Annotated in this window: 20 protein-coding genes and 1 riboswitch; of the genes, 13 read left to right on the plus strand and 7 right to left on the minus strand. The window is 62.2% G+C overall.

Features of this window, described 5'->3' with window-relative positions:
- The first annotated feature begins 146 nt into the window (after positions 1–146).
- The 8 genes from AACW87_RS05625 to AACW87_RS05660 all read left to right on the plus strand — a co-directional run bounded on the left by AACW87_RS05625 (position 147) and on the right by AACW87_RS05660 (position 7,868).
- Positions 147–758, plus strand: a complete 612-nt coding sequence (locus AACW87_RS05625; RefSeq protein WP_277606736.1) for an FKBP-type peptidyl-prolyl cis-trans isomerase — start codon at positions 147–149, stop codon at positions 756–758.
- A gap of 153 nt (positions 759–911) precedes the next feature.
- On the plus strand, positions 912–1,793 hold the full coding sequence (locus AACW87_RS05630) for an ABC transporter ATP-binding protein (protein ID WP_103471354.1): 882 nt from the start codon (positions 912–914) through the stop codon (positions 1,791–1,793).
- 70 nt (positions 1,794–1,863) lie between these two features.
- Entirely contained in the window at positions 1,864–2,877 is a 1,014-nt protein-coding gene (locus tag AACW87_RS05635; RefSeq protein WP_241324429.1) for an ABC transporter permease, read from the plus strand.
- Positions 2,874–3,188, plus strand: coding sequence for a DUF2845 domain-containing protein (locus tag AACW87_RS05640; RefSeq protein ID WP_043134583.1), 315 nt, complete (start codon positions 2,874–2,876; stop codon positions 3,186–3,188). Before AACW87_RS05635 ends, AACW87_RS05640 begins: the two co-directional genes overlap by 4 nt.
- A 436-nt stretch (positions 3,189–3,624) precedes the next feature.
- Entirely contained in the window at positions 3,625–4,644 is a 1,020-nt protein-coding gene (locus AACW87_RS05645) for an amino acid ABC transporter substrate-binding protein (protein WP_043134584.1), read from the plus strand.
- A 68-nt stretch (positions 4,645–4,712) separates the two neighbouring features.
- On the plus strand, positions 4,713–5,900 hold the full coding sequence (locus tag AACW87_RS05650) for an amino acid ABC transporter permease (RefSeq protein WP_052159019.1): 1,188 nt from the start codon (positions 4,713–4,715) through the stop codon (positions 5,898–5,900).
- 9 nt (positions 5,901–5,909) lie between these two features.
- Positions 5,910–7,004: an amino acid ABC transporter permease gene (locus tag AACW87_RS05655; protein ID WP_043134586.1), complete on the plus strand. Its 1,095-nt coding sequence runs from the start codon at positions 5,910–5,912 to the stop codon at positions 7,002–7,004.
- A 120-nt stretch (positions 7,005–7,124) separates the two neighbouring features.
- Positions 7,125–7,868, plus strand: a complete 744-nt coding sequence (locus tag AACW87_RS05660) for an amino acid ABC transporter ATP-binding protein (protein WP_043134587.1) — start codon at positions 7,125–7,127, stop codon at positions 7,866–7,868.
- Positions 7,869–7,976: 108 nt separating this feature from the next.
- Here AACW87_RS05660 and AACW87_RS05665 read toward each other — a convergent pair whose 3' ends face one another.
- Entirely contained in the window at positions 7,977–8,192 is a 216-nt protein-coding gene (locus tag AACW87_RS05665) for a DUF1107 domain-containing protein (RefSeq protein WP_042867285.1), read from the minus strand.
- Between the two features lie 207 nt (positions 8,193–8,399).
- Between AACW87_RS05665 and yfcD the strand changes: the two genes are divergently transcribed.
- Positions 8,400–8,882, plus strand: a complete 483-nt coding sequence (gene yfcD / locus AACW87_RS05670; RefSeq protein ID WP_043134589.1) for an NUDIX hydrolase YfcD — start codon at positions 8,400–8,402, stop codon at positions 8,880–8,882.
- Between the two features lie 66 nt (positions 8,883–8,948).
- Here yfcD and AACW87_RS05675 read toward each other — a convergent pair whose 3' ends face one another.
- On the minus strand, positions 8,949–9,875 hold the full coding sequence (locus tag AACW87_RS05675; protein ID WP_043134591.1) for a phenylacetate--CoA ligase family protein: 927 nt from the start codon (positions 9,873–9,875) through the stop codon (positions 8,949–8,951).
- 125 nt (positions 9,876–10,000) lie between these two features.
- Here AACW87_RS05675 and AACW87_RS05680 point away from each other — a divergent pair, with 125 nt between their 5' ends.
- Together AACW87_RS05680 and AACW87_RS05685 are read left to right on the plus strand one after the other, a co-directional pair.
- Positions 10,001–10,474 (plus strand): peroxiredoxin, encoded by a 474-nt coding sequence (locus AACW87_RS05680; protein ID WP_043134592.1) that lies wholly within the window; start codon positions 10,001–10,003, stop codon positions 10,472–10,474.
- A 125-nt stretch (positions 10,475–10,599) separates the two neighbouring features.
- Entirely contained in the window at positions 10,600–11,568 is a 969-nt protein-coding gene (locus AACW87_RS05685) for a calcium/sodium antiporter (RefSeq protein ID WP_098984716.1), read from the plus strand.
- Between the two features lie 70 nt (positions 11,569–11,638).
- Here the strand turns inward: AACW87_RS05685 and AACW87_RS05690 are convergent, their stop codons facing one another.
- Positions 11,639–12,790: a type III PLP-dependent enzyme gene (locus AACW87_RS05690; RefSeq protein WP_241324430.1), complete on the minus strand. Its 1,152-nt coding sequence runs from the start codon at positions 12,788–12,790 to the stop codon at positions 11,639–11,641.
- A 508-nt stretch (positions 12,791–13,298) separates the two neighbouring features.
- A riboswitch (glycine riboswitch) is annotated at positions 13,299–13,414 on the plus strand.
- A 250-nt stretch (positions 13,415–13,664) separates the two neighbouring features.
- Between AACW87_RS05690 and AACW87_RS05695 the strand changes: the two genes are divergently transcribed.
- Positions 13,665–15,047, plus strand: a complete 1,383-nt coding sequence (locus tag AACW87_RS05695; RefSeq protein WP_241324431.1) for an alanine/glycine:cation symporter family protein — start codon at positions 13,665–13,667, stop codon at positions 15,045–15,047.
- Positions 15,048–15,125: 78 nt separating this feature from the next.
- Here AACW87_RS05695 and AACW87_RS05700 read toward each other — a convergent pair whose 3' ends face one another.
- Together AACW87_RS05700 and AACW87_RS05705 are read right to left on the minus strand one after the other, a co-directional pair.
- Positions 15,126–15,842, minus strand: coding sequence for a lipoyl protein ligase domain-containing protein (locus AACW87_RS05700; protein ID WP_241324432.1), 717 nt, complete (start codon positions 15,840–15,842; stop codon positions 15,126–15,128).
- A 100-nt stretch (positions 15,843–15,942) separates the two neighbouring features.
- The gene (locus tag AACW87_RS05705) at positions 15,943–17,340 is read right to left on the minus strand and encodes a nucleobase:cation symporter-2 family protein (RefSeq protein WP_241324433.1); all 1,398 of its coding nucleotides are present in this window, start codon (positions 17,338–17,340) and stop codon (positions 15,943–15,945) included.
- 246 nt (positions 17,341–17,586) lie between these two features.
- Here AACW87_RS05705 and AACW87_RS05710 point away from each other — a divergent pair, with 246 nt between their 5' ends.
- Positions 17,587–18,726, plus strand: a complete 1,140-nt coding sequence (locus AACW87_RS05710) for a GGDEF domain-containing protein (protein ID WP_241324434.1) — start codon at positions 17,587–17,589, stop codon at positions 18,724–18,726.
- Positions 18,727–18,760: 34 nt separating this feature from the next.
- On the opposite strand, the gene AACW87_RS05715 is transcribed toward AACW87_RS05710, so the two are convergent.
- Both AACW87_RS05715 and AACW87_RS05720 read right to left on the minus strand, forming a co-directional pair.
- Positions 18,761–19,009 (minus strand): DUF2498 family protein, encoded by a 249-nt coding sequence (locus AACW87_RS05715; protein WP_098984710.1) that lies wholly within the window; start codon positions 19,007–19,009, stop codon positions 18,761–18,763.
- A 149-nt stretch (positions 19,010–19,158) separates the two neighbouring features.
- Complete coding sequence (locus AACW87_RS05720) at positions 19,159–20,538, minus strand: MATE family efflux transporter (RefSeq protein WP_241324435.1); 1,380 nt, start codon at positions 20,536–20,538, stop codon at positions 19,159–19,161.
- Positions 20,539–20,612 lie beyond the last annotated feature (74 nt).

A 20,612-nucleotide genomic window follows, 5' to 3' on the forward strand; every position in this document is an offset into this window, starting at 1 on the left:
ATCGCCGCCGATGGGCGGCGATCCTGCTCTTCTTGTGTGAAGTTCCTCCCACGGGCGGGGAAATCAGGGTCGCCGCCGGCAGCACCTCGCCAAAAAGTCTGATATCATCCCGCCTCTTTATTACTTGGATCTGGAGCAACATCTCAATGTCCCAATACGACTCTATCGAACAGAAGGCCAGCTATGGCATCGGCCGCAACATGGGTGATCAGCTGGCGCAGCAAGCCTTCGCCGGTCTGGATATCCCGGCCCTGCAACAAGGTCTGGCAGATGCCCTGAATGGTCTGGAGTTCGCGGTCAGCCGTGACGATATCAATGATGCCTTCCAGGTGATCACAGCTCGCATGCAGGAAGAGCAGGAAGCCGTTGCCAAGGCTGCCGCCGCCGATGGCGAAACCTTCCTGGCCGACAACGCCAAGCGCGCCGACATCAAGGTGACCGATTCCGGTCTGCAATACGAAGTCATGGTAGAAGGCAATGGCGCCGTGCCGGTGGCCGGTCAGTCCGTGCGCGTGCACTACCACGGTACCTTCACCCACGGTGGCGTGTTCGACAGCTCGGTCGCCCGTGGCGAGCCGGCCGAATTCCCGGTGACTGGCGTCATCGCCGGTTGGGTTGAAGCGCTGCAACTGATGCCGGTTGGTTCCAAGTGGAAGCTCTACATTCCGCAGGATCTGGCCTATGGTGCCCGTGGTGCCGGTTCCATCCCGCCCTACTCAGCGCTGGTATTCGAAGTGGAGCTGCTGGACATTCTGTGATCCGGCTGGCTTGATGCAAACGGCGACCTCAGGGTCGCCGTTTCTGTTTGAGGCGCCCCCGTCTGGCGGGCCCTCGTCGATAGACAATGTGCCTTTGCGGGGGATTTGGATATAGTCAGGGCTTGGCGTTCCCGGTCACTCTGGAAAACACGCATGGCTGCCATCATAGAAGTCATTGACCTCATCAAGCACTTTCCCGGCGTCAAGGCGGTGGACGGGCTCAGCTTCGCCATTCCCGCCGGTTGCTGTTTCGGCCTGCTCGGCCCGAACGGGGCAGGCAAGACCACTACCATAGAGCTGCTGGAGGGGATCCTGACCCCGGACCGCGGCCAGATCCTGTTTCACGGCGCCCCGCGCGGCCCCGATTACCGCTCCCGCATCGGCATACAGTTTCAGCACACGGCGCTGCAGGATTTTCTGACGGTGCGCGATACCCTGCGCCTGTTTGCCAGCCTCTATCCCAATCCCTTGCCTCAGGCGCAGCTCATCGAACTGTGCGCCCTTGGCGAGTTCATCGACAGAGACAGCCGCAAGCTCTCCGGCGGCCAGCGTCAGCGCCTGCTGCTGGCACTGGCCCTGCTCGGCGACCCCGAGCTGCTGTTTCTGGATGAGCCTACCACTGGGCTGGATCCCCAAGCGCGCCACCACTTCTGGCAGCGCATCGAGGCGATCAAGGCCCAGGGCAAGACGGTGGTGCTCACCACCCACTACATGGACGAGGCGCAGCAGCTGTGCGATCGCATCGCCATCGTCGATCACGGCCATCTGCTCAGCCTGGATACCCCGGCCGCCCTGCTGGCCCGCCACTTCGATGGCGTGCTGGTGCGTCTGCCGGATCATCCGGTCCTCGCCAGCCTGGGCTATCCGCTCTTGCCTCACGGTGATCAGGTTGAGCTGACTTGCCCAGATGTGGCGCTCCTGTTGCCGCAACTGCTGAACCTGGGGGTGCCGCTGACCGGCATGCAGGTGCGCTCCCCCAACCTGGAAGATCTCTTCTTGCACCTGACCGGCCATAGCCTGAGGAGTGGCGCATGAACGCAGTCATGACGTGCCGTGTCGAGGCGCGCTGCTATCCGCGTGCCTTGCGGTGGCCGAGGAGCGGAACATGAAGGGGGCCATCAAGCGGGTCGGTGCGCTCTTTTATGCCCGCAATCTGGAGTTTGTGCGCGACAGGGCGGCCCTGGTGTGGAACCTGGCCTTCCCGCTGCTGCTGGTGGTAGGTTTCTCCCTCATCTTCTCCGGCCCGCCCAAGCCGCTGGTGCAGATGGGCGTGGTAGGTGAACTGCCCGTGACCTATGCCCCCCTGAAGGCCATTCCGCTGCTCAAGCTCATCCCCTATGACGACGAGCGCAAGGGCCAGCTCAAGGTGCGCCATCATCAGCTGGATCTGCTGCTCTCGCCCGGATCGGACCGTTACTGGGTCAACCCGGACGCCGGTCAGGGCGCCATGGCCGAATACCTGTTGCGCCAGGCGATCTCCCGGCCGCTGGTGAAGGAGACCCTGAGCGGGCAGGCGATCCGCTACGGGGACTGGCTGCTGCCCGGGGTGATCGGCATGAACCTGATGTTTTCCGGCCTGTTCGGCGTCGGCTTCGTCATAGTCCGCTATCGCAAGAACGGTGTGCTCAAGCGGCTGAGGGCCACGCCGCTCTCTGCCGCCGAGTTTCTCTGCGCCCAGTTGCTGTCGCGTATTGTGATCACCCTGGTGGTGAGCCTGCTGGTGTTTCTGGTAGCGTACTGGCTGCTTGGCGTGCCCCTGCTCGGCTCCGGCTGGTTGCTGCTGCTGATCGCCCTGGCGGGCGGGGCGGCCATGGCGTCGCTGGGCTTGCTCATCGCCGCCCGCATCCAGAACGAGGAGCTGGCGAGCGGCCTGCTCAACGTCATCAGCATGCCCATGATGTTCCTCTCCGGGGTCTGGTTCTCGCTGGAAGGGGCGCCGGTCTGGCTGCAACAGCTGGCGGCCTGGCTGCCACTCAGCCAGATCATCACGGCGGCCCGCGCCGTCATGCTGGAGGGCGCCGGCTGGGCCGAGGTGGCCGCGCCGCTGGGCTGGATCCTGTTGTTTACCCTCTGTTGTCTCACCCTGGGCAGTGCCCTGTTTAAATGGAATAGCCAATGAAGCGACATCTGAATCTGGGGGCCGTCCTGGCCCTGCTGTTACTGAGCATACCGGCCAGCGCCGATGCGATGCGTTGCAAGAATGCCCTCATCACCGAAGGGGACAGTACTGCCGAGATGCTGCTCAAGTGTGGTGAGCCCATGCTGCGCGAGGAGCTCAGCCGCAACGAGGAGAACCAGTTTGGCAATCTGGTACAGGTCAAATATGGCGAGCGCTGGACCTACAACTTCGGCAAGAACGAGTTCATGCGCTTCGTCACTGTGCGCAACGGCATCGTCACCGATATCGAGAATGGCCCGCGCGGCGAATGAATCCGCTTGTCCCCTCAGGTTTTCACCCCTTGTTCGACCGGTCAGGGGCGCTTCGATGAAGGGGTCTGGCCGTGATGCCAGTGCCAGGATCGGGCTGTCCAGGAGCGGGCAGCCCGATCAAAACCCGATATTAATGAAATAGTTAACAACCAATACGCTGCCCCATGCTTGTGCAGGCCCATTTTGCCTAAAAAATAATCCACCCGGTATGGGCGGGTCATTTCAGTATGCTATTTTGTCGATAAGGGTCTATTTTTTATTCATAAGGTGTATATCGACCCATTCAAACATTTTGTGCTGCTACACCAGAAACGGGCTTGGTTGCACCGATTGACAGGTTTTTGGCTGGCTGGATAAGCTGCGAAAAAGCAGGAAAAGCTGTGGCATCTTGCAGGGTTTGGGTGCCAATTTGAATCAAACCACAGGGAAGAGTGACATGAAGCAGATACACAAGGCGGGTATGGTGATAGTGCTGTCGCTGGCGGCAGCGAATGCCTGGGCAGACGGCACCCTGGATGCGGTCAAGAAGAAGGGGTTCGTGCAGTGCGGGGTCGGCGATGGGCTGCCCGGTTTCTCCAACCCGGATGCCAAGGGCACCTGGACGGGTCTGGATGTGGACGTCTGCCGCGCCGTGGCCGCCGCCGTGCTGGGGGATGCCGGCAAGGTCAAATATGTCTCTCTCACCGCCAAGGAGCGCTTCACCGCCTTGCAATCGGGGGAAGTGGATCTGCTGTCGCGCAACACCACCTGGACTTTGACCCGGGACGGTTCGCTTGGCCTGACCTTCGCCGGGGTGAACTACTACGACGGCCAGGGCTTCCTGGTCAACAAGTCCCTCGGGGTCAAGAGCGCCAAGGAGCTGGATGGTGCTGCGGTCTGCATCCAGTCCGGTACCACGACAGAGCTCAACCTGGCGGATTATTTCCGTGCCAACGGTGGCATGAAATATACCCCTGTGGTGTTCGATACCTCGGATCAGACCGTCAAGGGGTTCGAAGCGGGTCGCTGCGACGTGCTGACCTCGGATCAGTCCCAGCTCTACTCCCTCAAGATCAAGCTGACCAAACCGGATGAGGCCGTGGTGCTGCCTGAAGTCATCTCCAAGGAGCCGCTGGGCCCGGCGGTACGGCAGGGGGATGATCAGTGGTTCAAGGTGGTGCGCTGGAGTCTCTACGCCATGCTCAATGCCGAGGAAGCTGGCGTGACCAGCGCCAATGTGGACGAGATGCTCAAATCCACCAATCCGGACATACGCCGTCTGCTGGGGCTGGAAGAGCCCAAGGGCAGTGTGCTGGGGCTGGATGACAAGTGGGCCTACAACATAGTCAAGCAGGTCGGCAACTATGGCGAGTCGTTCGATCGCAACGTGGGGAGCGGTTCGCCCCTCAAGATAGATCGCGGCATCAACGCACTCTGGAACAAGGGCGGCCTGATGTACGCCCCCCCTATTCGCTGAGTCGATGATCGCCCGGGGGGCCTGGCCCCCCATTTTCCCCTTGCCCTGGCTTTGTCGGAGTCATCCTCATGGCGCTGCACGCATCAAACCACAGGAAGGAACAGGGCCGCTGGTGGTATGACGCCAAGGTGCGGGCGCTGATCTTCCAGTGCCTGACCATAGCGGCCGTTATGGCGTTCCTGTTCTACATCATCAACAATGCCCTGACCAATCTGGCGACCCGTGGCATCACCACAGGCTTCGATTTTCTGGGCAACACGGCCGGGTTCGGCATACTGCAGAGCCTGATCCCCTACGACGAAACCTATACCTTCGGCCGCACCTTCGTGGTCGGTCTGCTCAATACCCTGCTGGTGTCTATGCTCGGCATTCTGTTTGCCACCCTGCTCGGCTTCGTGCTCGGGATCGCTCGCCTGTCGAGCAACTGGCTGGTGGCCAAGATTGCCACCGTCTATATCGAAACCTTTCGCAATATTCCGCTGCTGCTGCAGATCTTCTTCTGGTACTTCTCTGTGCTGCGCACCCTGCCATCGCCGCGCCAGAGTGTGGAGCTGGGTGAGCTTGCCTTCCTCAATGTGCGCGGTCTTTATCTTCCCAAGCCCCTGTTCGAGGACGGTTTCGGCTATGTGTTGTGGGCCCTGCTGCTGGCCTTGTTGCTGAGCTGGGGCCTGCGGCGCTGGTCGCGTCGGCGCCAGGAGTTGATCGGCAAGATATTCCCGGTATGGCGCTGCTCGGCTGGGCTGGTGATCCTGCTGCCCTGCATTACCTTCCTGCTGGCGGGGAGTCCGCTCTCCTGGAGCATACCTGTCCTGCAGGGGTTCAACTTCCGGGGCGGATTGACAGTGCTGCCCGAACTGGCGGCCCTGCTGCTGGCGCTGACCATCTACACGGCGGCCTTCATCGCCGAGATAGTGCGATCCGGCATCCTGGCCATCAGCAAGGGCCAGACGGAGGCCGCGTCCGCGCTGGGGTTGTCAGCCAGCAAGACCCTGCGGCTGGTGGTCATTCCACAGGCGATGCGGGTCATCATTCCGCCGCTGACCAGTCAGTACCTGAACCTCACCAAGAACTCCTCCCTGGCCACCGCCATCGGCTATCCGGATCTGGTCTCTGTGTTCATGGGCACCACCCTCAACCAGACAGGGCAGGCCATCGAGGTGATCGCCATGACCATGGGCGTCTATCTCATCATCAGCATCTCGACGTCAGTCCTGATGAACATCTACAACCGCAGAATGACGCTGGTCGAGCGCTAGGGAGTCGCCATGTTCGTGAACGAGTTGCAAGAAGCGCTGCCACCGCCCAACCGCCGCCGGGGCGTCCTCGCCTGGCTCAGGCAGAACCTGTTCCCCAACTGGTGGAACGGCCTGCTGACCCTGGTGCTGGCCTATCTGTTGCTGCCGGCTCTCTGGTCGGCGTTGGACTGGGCGCTGTTCTCGGCCAGCTGGCAGGGGAGCAGCCGCGCCGACTGCGTGCAGGGCGGTGCCTGCTGGATCTTCATCGAGAGCCGGCTGGGGCAGTATCTCTACGGTTTCTACCCCGGGGATCAGTATTGGCGCATCAATCTGGCCTTCGTCGGGCTGGCGGTACTGCTGGCCTTGCTGATCTGGCCACGCACCCCGCGCAAGGGCTGGCTGGCGCTCTTTACCCTGCTGGTGTTTCCCGTCATCGCCTTTCTGCTGATCCACGGCGGGGCCGGTCTCGAGGTGGTGGAAACCAACCGCTGGGGCGGCTTGATGCTGACCCTGGTGCTGGCGGTGGTGGGCATAGCGGTCGCCCTGCCATTCGGGATCCTGCTGGCGCTGGGGCGTCGCTCCCACATGCCGGTCATCGCCAGTCTCTCCACCGTCTATATCGAGTTCTGGCGCGCAGTGCCGCTCATTACCGTGCTCTTCATGGCGTCCGTCATGCTGCCGCTGTTCATGACCAGCGAGGTGGAACTGGACAAGCTGCTGAGGGCGCTCATCGGCATCATCTTGTTCCAGGCTGCCTATGTGGCCGAGGTGGTGCGAGGGGGGCTGCAGGCGATCCCCAAGGGGCAATACGAGGCGGGTGAGGCGCTGGGACTCTCCTACTGGAAGGTGATGGGCCTCATCATCATGCCGCAGGCCCTCAAGATCACCATTCCCTCCCTGGTGAATACCTTTATCTCCTTGTTCAAGGACACCAGTCTGGTGCTGATCATAGGCCTGTTCGATCTGCTCGCCATCTCCAAGGTGGCGCTGGCGGATCCGGCCTGGCTGGGCTTTTCAACCGAGGCTTATGTGTTTATCGCCATGATCTTCTGGATGTTCTGTTTCGGCATGTCCCGTTACTCCATCTATCTGGAGCACAAGCTCAATACGGGTCACAAGCATTAGGAGTGGTTTCAAGATGACAACGGATACCCTGGCGGCACGCAAGGACGCCAATCACCCGCAGCATGACGCCTTGCCTATGCTGCAGATGGAACAACCACCCATAGCGGGAGTGACTTCAAAATGACAATGGATCCTGTGGTTGCCCTCAAGGACGTCAACAAATGGTACGGCGACTTTCACGTGCTGCGTAACATCAACCTACAGGTCGGCAAGGGGGAGAAGATAGTCATCTGCGGCCCTTCCGGTTCGGGCAAGTCCACCATGATCCGCTGCATCAACCGGCTGGAGGAGCACCAGAGCGGTGACATCCTGGTCAAGGGCACGGCGCTCACCTCGGATCTCAAGAACATAGAGATGGTGCGCAAAGAGGTGGGCATGGTGTTCCAGCACTTCAACCTCTTCCCCCACCTGACTGTGCTGGAAAACTGTTGCCTGGCGCCCATCTGGGTCAAGCAGCTGCCACGCAGGGAAGCCGAGGAGATCGCCATGACTTTCCTGCGCCGGGTCAGGATCCCGGAGCAGGCCCTCAAGTACCCGGGGCAGCTCTCCGGCGGCCAGCAGCAGCGGGTGGCCATTGCCCGCAGCCTCTGCATGAACCCCCAGGTCATGCTGTTCGACGAGCCGACCTCGGCGCTGGATCCCGAAATGGTGCGCGAGGTGCTGGATGTGATGGTGGAGCTGGCCCACGAGGGGATGACAATGCTCTGCGTCACCCACGAGATGGGGTTTGCCAAGCAGGTGGCGGATCGGGTGATCTTCATGGACCGTGGCCAGATCATCGAGGAGAACGTGCCGGATCAGTTCTTCGACCATCCCCAGTCGGAGCGCACCAAGCTGTTCCTCTCCCAGATCCTGCAGCATTGAGTGCAGACCCGGCGCGATAATGTCCGATAAAAAATAGCCCGCACGCTCGGTGAGCGGCGGGCAAAGACGTGTATGGAAGCAGACTACAAACAGAAAGGACTATGGAAGTTACCCCAACAGCAGGCTGACGTGACGCAGGCCGCGAACCTCCAGATTGATCTGCCGGGCCAGACTCAGGGTCTGACGGCAGGTCAGGCTCTCCAGATTGATCTCTCCGCCGCTGAATTCGAACCGCCCCAGCGCCTCCACCATGAAGCTGCCGTGATGGAAGCTCTTGATGTGGCGGGCAATCTGGCGGGGAGACAAGTTCTTGAACACCTTCATCACAAAACACCTGTTGTTTGGACAGGGCACACTATGCCGTCGCCGGATGACACTGATGTGACAGTTGGTGGAGGTTTGTATGAATCCTTAATTCGGCATCGCCGCATGGGAAAATCTGCTGGCACGGGTTGAAAAAGTGCTGCCATGACAAGCCCTTGCCCCGATATACTGCGGGCAGTTGAACGACATGAGCGAAAGGGCCTGCACGTGGAATGGGTGGATGTGGTGGATGCGGATAACCGGGTGGTCGGCGTTGCCGAGCGGGCCAGGGTGCGGCGGGAGAACCTCTGTCACCGGGCAAGCTATATCCTGGTACTCGACGAGGCGGAGCGCATCCTGGTGCAGCGTCGCACCCTCAGCAAGGATTTCTGCCCCGGCATGCTGGATGCCTGCGCCGGCGGCGTGGTGACCACGGGCGAGCAGATGGAACCCGCTGCCCGCCGCGAGCTGGCCGAGGAGCTGGGCATTCAGGGCGTCCCCCTGCAGGACTTAGGGTCCTTTTATGCCGAGGGGGAAGGCTACCGGGTCTGGGGTGGCCTCTACAGCTGTCATTATCAGGGGCCGCTGCGCTTGCAGGCCGAAGAGGTGAGCGAGGTGCACTGGATGAGCCAGGCCGAGATCGCCGCCCGCGCCGCCGAATTCACCCCAGACTCCCTGCTCGCCATCGCCACCTGGCAGGCGAGACGCTGACACTTTTCAGATAGTTTCCTCGCCAGAGACAAAACGGGCAGCCTGATGGCTGCCCGTTTTGCATTGTCACACCAGCTTGAGGCGCCGGTTGGTGCGCCCGCACGAACTGGCCCCCGCCAGCCAATGACCCTGCCATTCGGTGACGAGGCGCAGCAGGGGATACTCCAGATCGAGCCGGGTCACCACCAGCTGGCCGACTGTGTCGCCTATGACGGGCTCGGCGCTGGCGAGATCGATGATCTCTATGATGCAGCTCTCGTTGACGATGAAGCCGTGACCGGGCTGGCTCTCGTAGGCGATCACCCCCACATCCTGCAACAGCAGACAGTTGAGCGCCCGTATGCCGTGAACGGCCTGCAGCGGTGCCGTGTCGGGGTGAGAGGCTTCACACAGCAGGGCGCAATGCAGGCTGTCGCTCGGGATCCCGGCCAGCTCCGCCGCCTCCAGCAGATCCAGCAGCGCCGCCAGCGGCCCGACAAAGCCGGTCGGCTGGTAACGTTGCAGCGCCTCCAGCTGGCGCCGGGTATCGTGGGGGCCGCAAGGTACCACGGGTGCCCCCAGCTGGCGGGCACCGTTGTCGAAGATGAAGGCGGTGGGACTGATGTGGTAGTCGTGGCCGTTGAGCAGCACCTCCCCCGCCTTGAAACCGGCGGCAAACAGGGCCCGCGTCGCCCCCCACCAGTCGGCGCCGGCATATTCGGGAATGGCCAGCTGGCCCGGGCAGGCGAAGACCCGCAGCGCCTGGCTGGCGGGGCGGCCGGTGAGACCGGCGAAGGGGGGATGGGCTTGCTGGGCGGCAAACAGCTCGGCGGCGTCGAGCAGGGGCAGTGTGGTCAGCTCGCCCAGATCCTGCAGGCGACGCTGGCGATAGGCGCTGGAGTAACCGGCGCAATACTGGCTGACATGGGTGAGCAGGTGATTTAGTTGATCCAGTTGTTGCTGCTCTCGCAAGGCGGAGGGGCGAATTTCCAGTCCATCGTAATAGTTCTGCATGAGGCCTCCTTGGTCGGCTGATCCTGCTCAAGGTTAGTTCAAATGGCGGCGCTGATGGGGGTGTGTTTCGCAGGCATGGGCTGGGGTAGACTGTGGCTCCCTACCTCCACCACGGACGAGAGATCATGATAGCGATAGGCCAATCCCTGCCTTTGGGCGAATTCACCTTCATCACCCAGGAAGGCAAGCAGGTGCAGGATAGCCAGGCCCTGTTTGCGGGCAAGAAGGTGGTGCTGTTTGCCGTGCCGGGCGCCTTCACCCCCACCTGCTCCAACGCCCACCTGCCCGGTTATGTGGTGCTGGCCGACGAGTTCAGGGCCAAGGGTGTCGATGCCCTCTATTGTCTGTCGGTCAACGATGCCTTCGTGATGAAGGCGTGGCAGACGGCCCAGAATGCCGACGCCATCACTATGCTGGCCGATGGCGACGGCAGCTGGACCCGGGCGCTTGGCCTTGCCAAGGAGACGGGGGCCTTCGGCGGTATCCGTGCCCAGCGCTTTGCCCTCATCGCCAACGATGGCGTGGTCGAGCAGCTGTTCGTGGAGGCGCCGGGCAAGTTCGAGGTCTCGGATGCCGGGAGCCTGCTGGCGGCGCTGTAAAATATCAATCGGCGTTTGATTTTCCCTTGAAATGGGAAGTCGGCCCGCTACACTGGGCCCACTTCTGGACAGAGCCAGGCACAGTGCCTGGCTCTGTTGTTTGCAGGCGATGGGATGGAGACGTTATGACCCTGGCTGTTGTTGCCCTGATTGCCGGACTGGCGCTGCTGGTCTGGAGTGCGGATAAATTTGTGGACGGCGCCGCCGCGACCGCCCGTTATGCCGGCATGCCGCCGCTGCTGATCGGCATGGTCATCATCGGCTTTGGCACCTCGGCCCCCGAGATGGTGGTCTCCGCGTTGGCGGCTTCCCAGGGCAACCCCGGGCTCGCGCTCGGCAACGCCTATGGCTCCAACATCACCAACATCGCCTTGATCCTGGGTCTGACCGCCCTGATCAGCCCCATCGCTGTGGCCTCCCAGGTGGTGCGCAAGGAGATCCCGATCCTGCTCGGCATCACCCTGCTCTCCGGCGCCCTGCTGCTCGATGGTCGGCTCGATGGCACGGATGCCCTGATCCTGGGGGCCACCTTTCTGGGATTGATGGGCTGGTCCATCTGGGCCGGCATGCGGGGCAAGGGGGATGCGCTCGACACGGACACCGAGGATGACATCAGCAGCGAAGGCATGTCCCTCAAGCGCGCCATCCTCTGGCTCATCGTCGGCCTGGTACTGCTGATCGGCGCCTCCCGCCTGCTGGTGTGGGGCGCAGTGACCATAGCCCAGGCGCTCGGCATCAGCGATCTGGTGATTGGTCTCACCATAGTGGCTGTCGGCACTTCGCTGCCTGAGCTCGCCTCGTCCCTCATCGCTATTCGCAAGAATGAGCACGATCTGGCCCTTGGCAACGTGCTCGGCTCCAACCTGTTTAATACCCTGGCTGTGGTGGGGATCGCGGCTGGCATACACCCGCTCGATGTAGCGCCCGAGGTGCTCAGCCGTGACTGGAGCATCATGATGGGACTGACCCTGTTGCTGCTGGTGATGTGTCTGGGCCGCAAGGGGCAGGGGCGGATCAACCGGCTGGAAGGGGGCCTGCTGCTCGCCTGCTTCGTGGCCTACACAGGCTGGCTGCTGGCCAGTCAGTTTATCTGACCGATACGGGGGAAATGAAAGAGGGGAAGCTTGCGCTTCCCCTCTTTGTTATCTGCGTCGCCCTGGCGCGTCAGGCGACCGCCACCAGCTTCTGCCCTTGTTGGCTGCTGTCCAGAATGAGGATGCTCGCCTTGGGGAAGAAGTTGAAAGTCGAGGCCGAGGCCCAGGTGTAGGCTCCCATCACCCGGCCCACCACCAGCTCGCCGATGGCGAGATCCGGCAGCATTATGCCCTCGCGGATCACGTCCACGCTGTCGCAGGTTGGGCCCGAGAGCACAGAGTTGTGCAGCTCGCCACGGGCCAGCGGCGTGCTCACCGGGTAGGTGACGTGGTCATAGAGCTGGCCGTTGTAGCTGCCGTAGAGACCGTCATCCAGGTAGTACCAGATCTTGTCACCGCGGTGGGCCTTGCCCATCACGCTGGAGACGGAGGTCATGGCCGGTGCGCTGATGAAGCGGCCCGGCTCGGCAATCTTTTGCACCGTGGCCGGCAGCTTGGCCAGCGCGGCGCGGATCGGGGTGCAGAAGCCGTCGATGTCGAACTCGTCCCCCTCATAATCCACCGGGAAACCGCCGCCGATATCCAGCACCCAGGGCTTGAGACCCAGCTCCCAGGCCTGCTCCATGATCTCGCGGCAGGCATCGATGGCCTGCACATGGCGACGGGCGTGGGGCACCTGGGAGCCGACGTGGAACGACAGCCCCATCACCTTGATGCCTTTGGCGTGGGCCAGTTGCAGCAGCGGCAGCGCCTGCTCCGGAGTGCAGCCGAACTTCTTGGAGAGGTCGACCTTGGTCTCCGGGTTCGGGAAGCTGACTCGCAGCAGCAGCTTGACTTCGTCCTTGTAGGGAATGAATTTTTCCAGTTCCAGCGGGTTGTCGTAGACAAACACTGTGCAGCCGAACTCGAGCGCATAGCGAATGTCGCTGTCGCGCTTGATGGGATGGGTATGAATACAGCGTCCCGGGCGAACCCCCTGGCTGCGCACCAGATCCACTTCGCCATTGGTGGCCAGATCGAAACAGGCCCCTTCTTCCTTCAAGACAGAGACCACGGCCTCGTGGGGCAGGGGTTTGAGTGCATAGTGCAATCGCACATCGGGCAGGGCGGCCGCCAGGGCCCGATACTGTTTGCGGACGGCTGCCTTGTCGAGCAGCAGCAGGGGGGAGCCGAATTGTTCAACCAGCTGACGGTAGTCTTGTGCGATCAGGGTCTCGTTCATTCTCTTTTGAAAGTCCTTAGGGGGCAGATTTGCCCTAGCCTTGGTTTGTTGAGACGGCAGCGGCCGGCTCAGGCGAGTGGTCCGGAGGGACCAACCAGACACAATGCATAACTCCATCGCAAAGTGCTTAGTTATGCGCGGGATTATCGGCCTATTGCGTTTCTGTGCAAGCATTTTGATTGGATATGTTGGCAAGTTTTTCTGGTCGAGACGAAAGATCATCCTGATATGCGACCTGGTGGCGCAGCCTTATCGAGGGTCGCTCAACATGGCGTCGTTAAGCTATTGATAGTTAACGAACAAATAACATATCTCCCCGTGGTGGCCGAGGCGGGAAAAAAGTGGTGCAGCGGGTCGGCCGAGTGGGAGACAGCTCACATTTTTTGGATTAACATGCCCGCTTCCTAATCCAAACTAGTTCGGATGAAGGTAGCAGGAGAGCGATGGGGGACCATCCACCGAAGAAGTGAATCTTTCAGGTACCGGGCAACCGGTGTGGACTGCTACTGGACGATACTCTGGAGAGACCCGTTAGATCGGGCGCCGAAGGAGCAAGGCACCATGACGACCCGCAAGGGCAGGCTGGCGCCGGAAACTCTCAGGCAAAAGGACAGAGGGGATGGGATGGTTGTACCTGAGCTTGGAATTGTTCACTATCTGTCACGAGAGGTCGTCAGCAAGGTAAAGAGCAGCGCAGGAACCTGAGCGTATGGATATACGTGAGGATTCCTGGCAGCACATGAGCCTTGATCACGGCCTCGCAGCAAGAGCGTGAACAAATTCTTGGCCTGCATCCGATCGCCTCCGGCCGATCGCGACACCTATGGGAAGATCATCCTTCTCCTCCTTAATTTTTGTTTTTTAAGGAGGATGCATGTCATCAATTCAATCGGCGTTAACCGCCATCGATAGCTTTATCTGGGGTCCGCCCCTGCTTGCCCTGCTGGTCGGGACAGGTTTCTATCTCACCCTGCGTCTGGGTCTGCTTCAGGTCGTGCGCTTACCGCTCGCCCTCAGGCTGGTATTTGGCCGCGATCAGGGCCAGGGCAAGCAGGGGGATGTCTCCAGCTTCGGGGCGCTCTGCACCGCGCTCTCCGCCACCATAGGCACCGGCAACATAGTCGGGGTCGCCACCGCCATCAAGCTTGGCGGCCCGGGCGCCCTGTTCTGGATGTGGATGGCGGCCCTGTTCGGCATGGCCACCAAGTACGCCGAGTGTCTGCTGGCGGTCAAATACCGCGAGCAGGATGCCAACGGCCAGATGGCGGGCGGCCCCATGTACTATCTGGAGAAGGGGCTCGGCTCCAAGCCGCTGGCCAAGCTGTTCGCCCTGTTCGGCATAGGGGTGGCCTTTTTCGGCATAGGCACCTTCCCCCAGGTCAACGCCATCTCAGACGCCATGAGCCTCTCCTTCTCTGTGCCCCGCGAGGCGACCGCCGTGGTGCTGACCCTGATAGTGGCGCTGGTGACTCTGGGGGGTATTCAGTCCATCTCCAGCGTGTCGAGCAAGGTGGTGCCCTTCATGGCCATCTTCTACATACTCGCCTGTGGCGGTGTGCTGGTGAACAACGCCGGCGCCCTGCCCGAGGCTATAGGTCTGGTGATAGGCAGCGCCTTTACCGGCCACGCCGCCACCGGCGGCTTCGTCGGCGCCGGCATCATGCTGGCCATTCAGTCCGGGGTGGCGCGCGGGGTCTTCTCCAACGAGTCAGGGCTGGGCTCTGCCCCCATAGCGGCGGCGGCGGCCAAGACGGATTCCTGCGTGGAGCAGGGGCTGGTCTCCATGACGGGCACCTTCATCGACACCCTCATCATCTGCACCATGACGGGCCTGACCCTGGTGGTGACAGGGGTGTGGAGCGGGGACTTGAGCGGCGCCGCCATGACCAGCCAGGCCTTTGCCCAGGGGCTGGATGCTCACATAGGCCAGTATCTGGTGAGCATAGGGCTGCTGTTCTTCGCCTTCACCACCATCCTCGGCTGGAACTACTACGGCGAGCGCTGCACCGAGTACCTGTTCGGGGTCAAGGCGATCAAGCCCTATCGCCTCATCTATCTGGTGCTGGTGGCGAGCGGCGCTTTCCTCCATCTGGACATGATTTGGCTGCTGGCCGATATCGTCAACGGTCTGATGGCGGTGCCGAACCTTATCGGCCTCATCGGTCTGCGCCACGTGGTGATCGCCGAGACTCGCGCCTACTTCAGCCGGGATCTGGATGGCGAAGCCGAGCCGGAGCCGGAGCCGCAGACGGCCTGACCTTATCCGCGTTGAAAAAAGCAAAGCCACGACTGCTGTCGTGGCTTTTTTTATGGTGCGTCAGGCTCTCATCCTTGCTCAGAGGGAGGGCATATGACTCTCAGTCAACAGTCGTGCCAGCCGCCCTCGCACGCTATTCACCAGAGCCTCCTCACTCCCCTGCCAATGGATCTGTTGTGCCAGCGTGGTGGAGGTGCCGGGTGCAAAACGCAGCTCCCCGCCCGCCAGCTCGTAGAAACGGCTCGCCATCCGGGTGCCCTCGTCCACATCCCCCGCCACCAGCAGCATGGCTTGGGCCAGCACGGCGCCGTTGTGATCCTGGCCCGGTGCCAGCCAGCGCTGAGCTGTGCCGGTGATCTTGCGACCCCCGATCACCAGATTGTACTGGCCGTCGCAGAAGGAACCGGGCACGAAGTCATAGTTTCCCTCAAGGCCGAACTCCGCCAGCAGGGTCAGCAGGGGGGCGCCCAGCAGATGGTAGTAGTGGCCAAGATCCGTGGTGGTGCGGGGCAGCAGCAAGGAGAGGTTGAGTATGCCGGCGCCGTGGGGCACGGCTGTGCCGCCGCTGTCGCGCACATAAACCGGCCAGCCCTCGGCGGCAAGCTGCTCGCAGGCCGCCTGATAGCGTGGCAGGCGCATGTCCTTGCGGGTAACGATGAGGCTCTGGGGCGCCTGCCAGAGGTGGGCGCTGGGCTGGCGGTCACGGGCACACTCCCGCAGCCAGTGCTGCTCTTGCGTCAGTATCTGTGCGGGGGAATTGGTGCCGGGGAGGGGAGATAGCAGGATATAGGGCATGACGGCATCCTTGGGAAAAGGCTGCCCAGCACACTACCCGCGACGGGGGAGGAGGTAAAGCCCCGCACGGCGGGGCTCTACCTGTTCGTTGACGAGGTGATCAGATCTGTGCGGCGGCGCGTTTGGGCAGCAGCAGGTTCATGATGATGGCGGTGAGGCCGCCGGTGGCGACGCCGTAGGAGAGCACGCTTCGAGCCAGATCCGGCAGGTGTTGCAGCACCTCGGGCACCTGGGCGACCCCCAGTCCCATGGCGAGGGACACCGCCAGTATCATGAGGGCACGCCTGTCCAGCTCCTCGCGGGAGATGATGCGTACCCCGGCCGCGGCGATTGTGCCGAACATGACGATGGTGGCACCGCCCAGCACGGGTTCAGGTATTTGCTGCACCAGGCTCGCGACAGCCGGGAACAGGCCGAGCAGGGCCAGCATGGCGGCGATGAAGAGGCCGACGTGGCGGCTGGCCACCCCGGTCAGCTGGATGACGCCGTTGTTCTGGGCGAAGGTGGACATGGGGAAGGTGGAGAAGAGCGCCGCCAGCATGGAGTTGGCGCCGTCGGCCAGCACGCCGCCCTTGATCCGCGCCATGTAGACGGGCCCTTCCAGCGGCTCGCCCGAGATGTCAGAAGTGGCCGTCATGTCGCCGATGGCTTCCAGCGCCGTCACCACGAAGATGATGGCGAGCGGTACGAACAGCTGCCAGTCAAAGCCGAGCCCGTAGTGCAGGGGAATGGGCACCATCACCAGGGGGCCGTCGAAGGTGGGGGCCGTGACCTTGCCCAGCAGCAGTGCCACGGCATAGCCCGCCAGCATGGCGATCATGATGGCGGAGAGGCGCAGCCAGGGATTGCGGCTGCGTTGCAGCAGCACGATAAGGCCGAGCACCAGCAGGGAGAGGAAGAGGTTGCTGTGGCTGGCGAAGCTGCCATCTGAGAGAGCGGCATAGCCACCCCCCATGCTGATGAGGCCCACCTTGATGAGGGTCAGGCCGATCAGCAGCACCACTATGCCGGTCACCAGCGGGGTGATCACCCGTTTGACCAGATGCAGGAAGCGGCTCATCACCACCATGGTGAGGGCGGCCACCAGCATGGTGCCGAACAGGGTGCCCAGCAGATCCTCGGTGGGCATGGCGGCCTGCTTGAGGGCGAGGCCGGAGGCTATGATGGGGCCGAGGAAGTTGAAGCTGGTGCCCTGCACCGACAGCAGGCCGGAGCCGATGGGGCCGAAGCGGCGGGTCTGGATGAAGGAGGCGATGCCGGACATGACCAGCGACATGGAGACGATGTAACGGGTGTCGGCGGCAGGGAGGCCGAGGGCATTGGCGATGATGAGGGGCGGGGTAATGATGGCGACAAACATGGCGAGCATATGCTGCAGGGCGGCGAACAGGGTCTGGGGCAGGGGCGGGACATCGTCTATGCCGTAGACCAGTTCGCTGTGGGCTCGCCTGGGAGGATGGGCCTCTGGGGTTGCGCGGACGGCGGCAGCCTGTTCCATAAATACCTCGAATGTGTGGGGGCGGGGGGAGAAAATTGGGCGCTATTTTAGTGATTGAGAGCGGGCTGACCAGCGCTAATTCGGGCTGAAACCGGTTTATTTTTCCATGGGTTGAAACGTTTGCGCGTGGCGATTATGATCCGCCGGTTTGTGTGACGGCGCTCGCCCTGAAATGGCGCCGGTTGCATAGGATTTTGAGCCCGTGCGGCGTAGAATGAGCCCTCTGTCGAGATTTGGAGGCTCTGGATGCTGAAGTTGTCGGAGTTCTGGAGTGCCCGTGCCCACTCCGAAGATTTTACCCTGACCCGCATGGGCTTAATGACGGTGCGTCTGCGCCTGCTCACCTGCCTGCTGATGGCGGGACTGCCCGCCTGGGCTCTGGTGGACTGGCTGACCCTGCCCTCCGCCCAGTTCGATGAACTGCTTCAGGCCAGGATCTTCTGCCTGCTGGCCCTCTCTCCGCTCATCCCCTTCTCCTACCTCATCCATTTCAGGCGCGAGCGCATGAAGCTGGCGCTGGGCTATCTGATGGCGGTGATGATGCTGTTCTCCCTCATCTGCCTGCACAGTTTCGGCGCGGATCAGGAGCTGCAGGCGGGCTACATGGCCTTCCCCTATCTGCTCGTCAGTCTGTTTGCCATCTTCCCCATTCCGCTCTCCCTCGGCCTGCAGCTGGCGGGGGGTATTCTGGTCACCATGCTGGCCGGCAACTGGCTGCTGGTGGGGCAGCCGCTCTGGAGCGTGCAGACCCTCAACCAGATCTGGCTGCTGGCGTTGTTTGCCCTGGCCAGCAGCTGGGTGCAGTGCGGTCAGCTCAACATGCTGCTGCAGCTCTATCGGGAGTCCACCACGGACGAGCTGACCGGCATGATGAACCGCCGCCTGCTGATGAAGCGGCTGGAGAAGGCCAGGATGAACATGATCCGCAAGCAGGCGCCCTTTGCCGTGCTGTTGCTGGATCTGGACAGATTCAAGCGCATCAACGATACCTTCGGCCATCTGGCGGGGGATGCGGTACTCAAGGAGGTGGCGGCGACTCTGGCGGAGCAGCTGGAACCCGGCATGGTGCTGGGACGTTATGGCGGCGAGGAGTTTGCCATCCTGCTGCCCAACTGCGGCGATCTGATCCAGGCGAAGCGGGTGGCGGAGCGGCTGCGGGTGGCGGTGGAGGCGCGGTTGGTGAAGAGCCCTACCTCGGATGAGCTGTTGGAGGTGACTGTGAGTATCGGCCTGACCCTGGCCCAGCGCGGCGAGGGGGTCGAGGATCTGCTCAATCGGGCGGACGAGTGCCTCTACATGGCCAAGATGGCGGGGCGCAACTGCGTGGTGGGGGAGCTGGCCGGCAAGCCGGCACAGCCTGCCGCCATACAGACAGATGCCGCCTGAGGGCGGCATCTGTTGGTCACGGGCAAGGGAGGGATCAGCTCAGCTGGTACTTGCCGGAGAGCTGCTGGGCCAGCAGCTTGAACATGTTGAACACCGCCATTGTCTTGCCGGTCGGGGTGCCATCTTCGGCCAGGAAGAACTCCCCCTTGAACACCAGAATATCCCCCTTCTGCTCCACCGAGTCGGCGCGCATGCCGTGGATGAAGTCTTCGTGGCTCGTGATGATGCCGTTGGCCATCTCCAGCAGGGCAGTCTCGGTGATCAGCTCTTTCTGTGGTTGCATGCTCGTCTCCTTAAACGACTAGGGGACAGGGCATTGGACACTTGCACATGGCGGCGCCCTGTCTCTGATTGAAGAGGGGGGCAGCATACTGCAAAGCGGGATTTTCTGTCATTGATATGACCCCGCATTTTGCCGCTTTCTGCGTCCCCTTATCCTATCACCAGATTTCTGAGCCAGCGGCGCTGGCGGATCCTGCGCTGCACCAGCAGCACCTTGCACAGCTCCTCCAGCAGCACCACGGCCACCACCCAGGAGAGAGGCCAGCCGAGCAGGCTGACCGCCACCCAGGCGAGCGGCAGGCCGATACACCACATGGCGATGATGTCGATGACGATGCTGTAGTTCACGTCGCCGCCGGAGCGCAGCACCCCGATAATCCCCACCATGTTGAACACCTTGAGCAGCATGCCCAGACACATGATGGCGAGCACCTGACCCGCCTCTCCCATCAGCTCGCCCGGCAGGTTGCCGACCCACTGCAGCAGCTGGGTCTGCATCAGCCAGACCGCAATCCCCACCAGCAGGGCGCCGATGGGCGCCAGCAGCAGGAACAGCTGGGAGTGCTGCCAGGCTATGTCGTACTCCTCGGCCCCGAGCCGGTGGCCGAGCAGGGTGGAGCAGGCCACCGCCAGCCCGAAGAAGAGGGAGATGAGGATACTCTCGAGCGTCCCCAGCGTGGTCATGATGGCCAGCGAATCCGTGCCCAGATGGGCGTAGAGAAAGCCGTAGAGCAGCATGCCGAAGGCCCAGAGCCCGTCGTGGAACAAGAGCGGCAGGGCGATCAGGGTGAAGCGCACCACCTCCTTGCGCCGAAAGGCGTCCCACCAGTCCTGTCTGCGCGGGATGAGGCGGGGTTCCTGCCGCCACACATAGGCAAGCAGCAGCGCCGTCTGCAGCAGCCGTGAAATCGTGGTGCCCCAGGCCGAGCCCGCGACCCCCATGGCCTCGAAGCCGAAATTGCCGAAGATGAGGGCGTAGTTGAGGATGACGTTGGCGATGATGGCGATGATACCGATGCGGGTGGGGGCGGCGGCATTGCCGACCGAACGCAGCGCCGCCTCCAGCGGCACGACTATGGCGGTACAGAGGATGGTGGCGCCTGTGATCATCAGAAACTGGTCGGCGAGGGCGCGCAATTCGGGTTCCTGGCTGGCAAAGCCGAGCACGCTGCCCGGCGCGAGCAGATAGATGAGGGCAAACGGCAGGCTCACCAGCAGGGCCCCCACCAGCGCCAGCGCCAGGGCGCGGCGCACTCCGGCCAGCTCGCCGCGACCGTAATATTGCGCCGCCAACACCGAGACCCCGCCCGAGAGTCCCGCTATCACCAGCAGATTGAAGAAGAAGACCCGGTTACCCAAGCCGACCGCCGCCACAGCCGTGGTGCCAAGCTGGCTCACCATCATGATGTCGATGAGGCCGAGCAGGGAGAACATCATGGATTGCAGCGACACTGGCAGGGCCAGCCGCCACAGTCGCGTCATGAACTCACGATCGGTGGTTTGTTTTAAAATCGCTTGCCAATAATTCATTTATGTTAACCGGGTATGTGAAAAGCAAGGTTTGTCATGGGTATGATAGGGGCAGTGGCGAGCGGTTCCACTGT

The sequence above is a fragment of the Aeromonas sp. MR7 genome, from assembly GCF_963899385.1.
Classification (GTDB): Bacteria; Pseudomonadota; Gammaproteobacteria; order Enterobacterales; family Aeromonadaceae; genus Aeromonas; species Aeromonas bestiarum.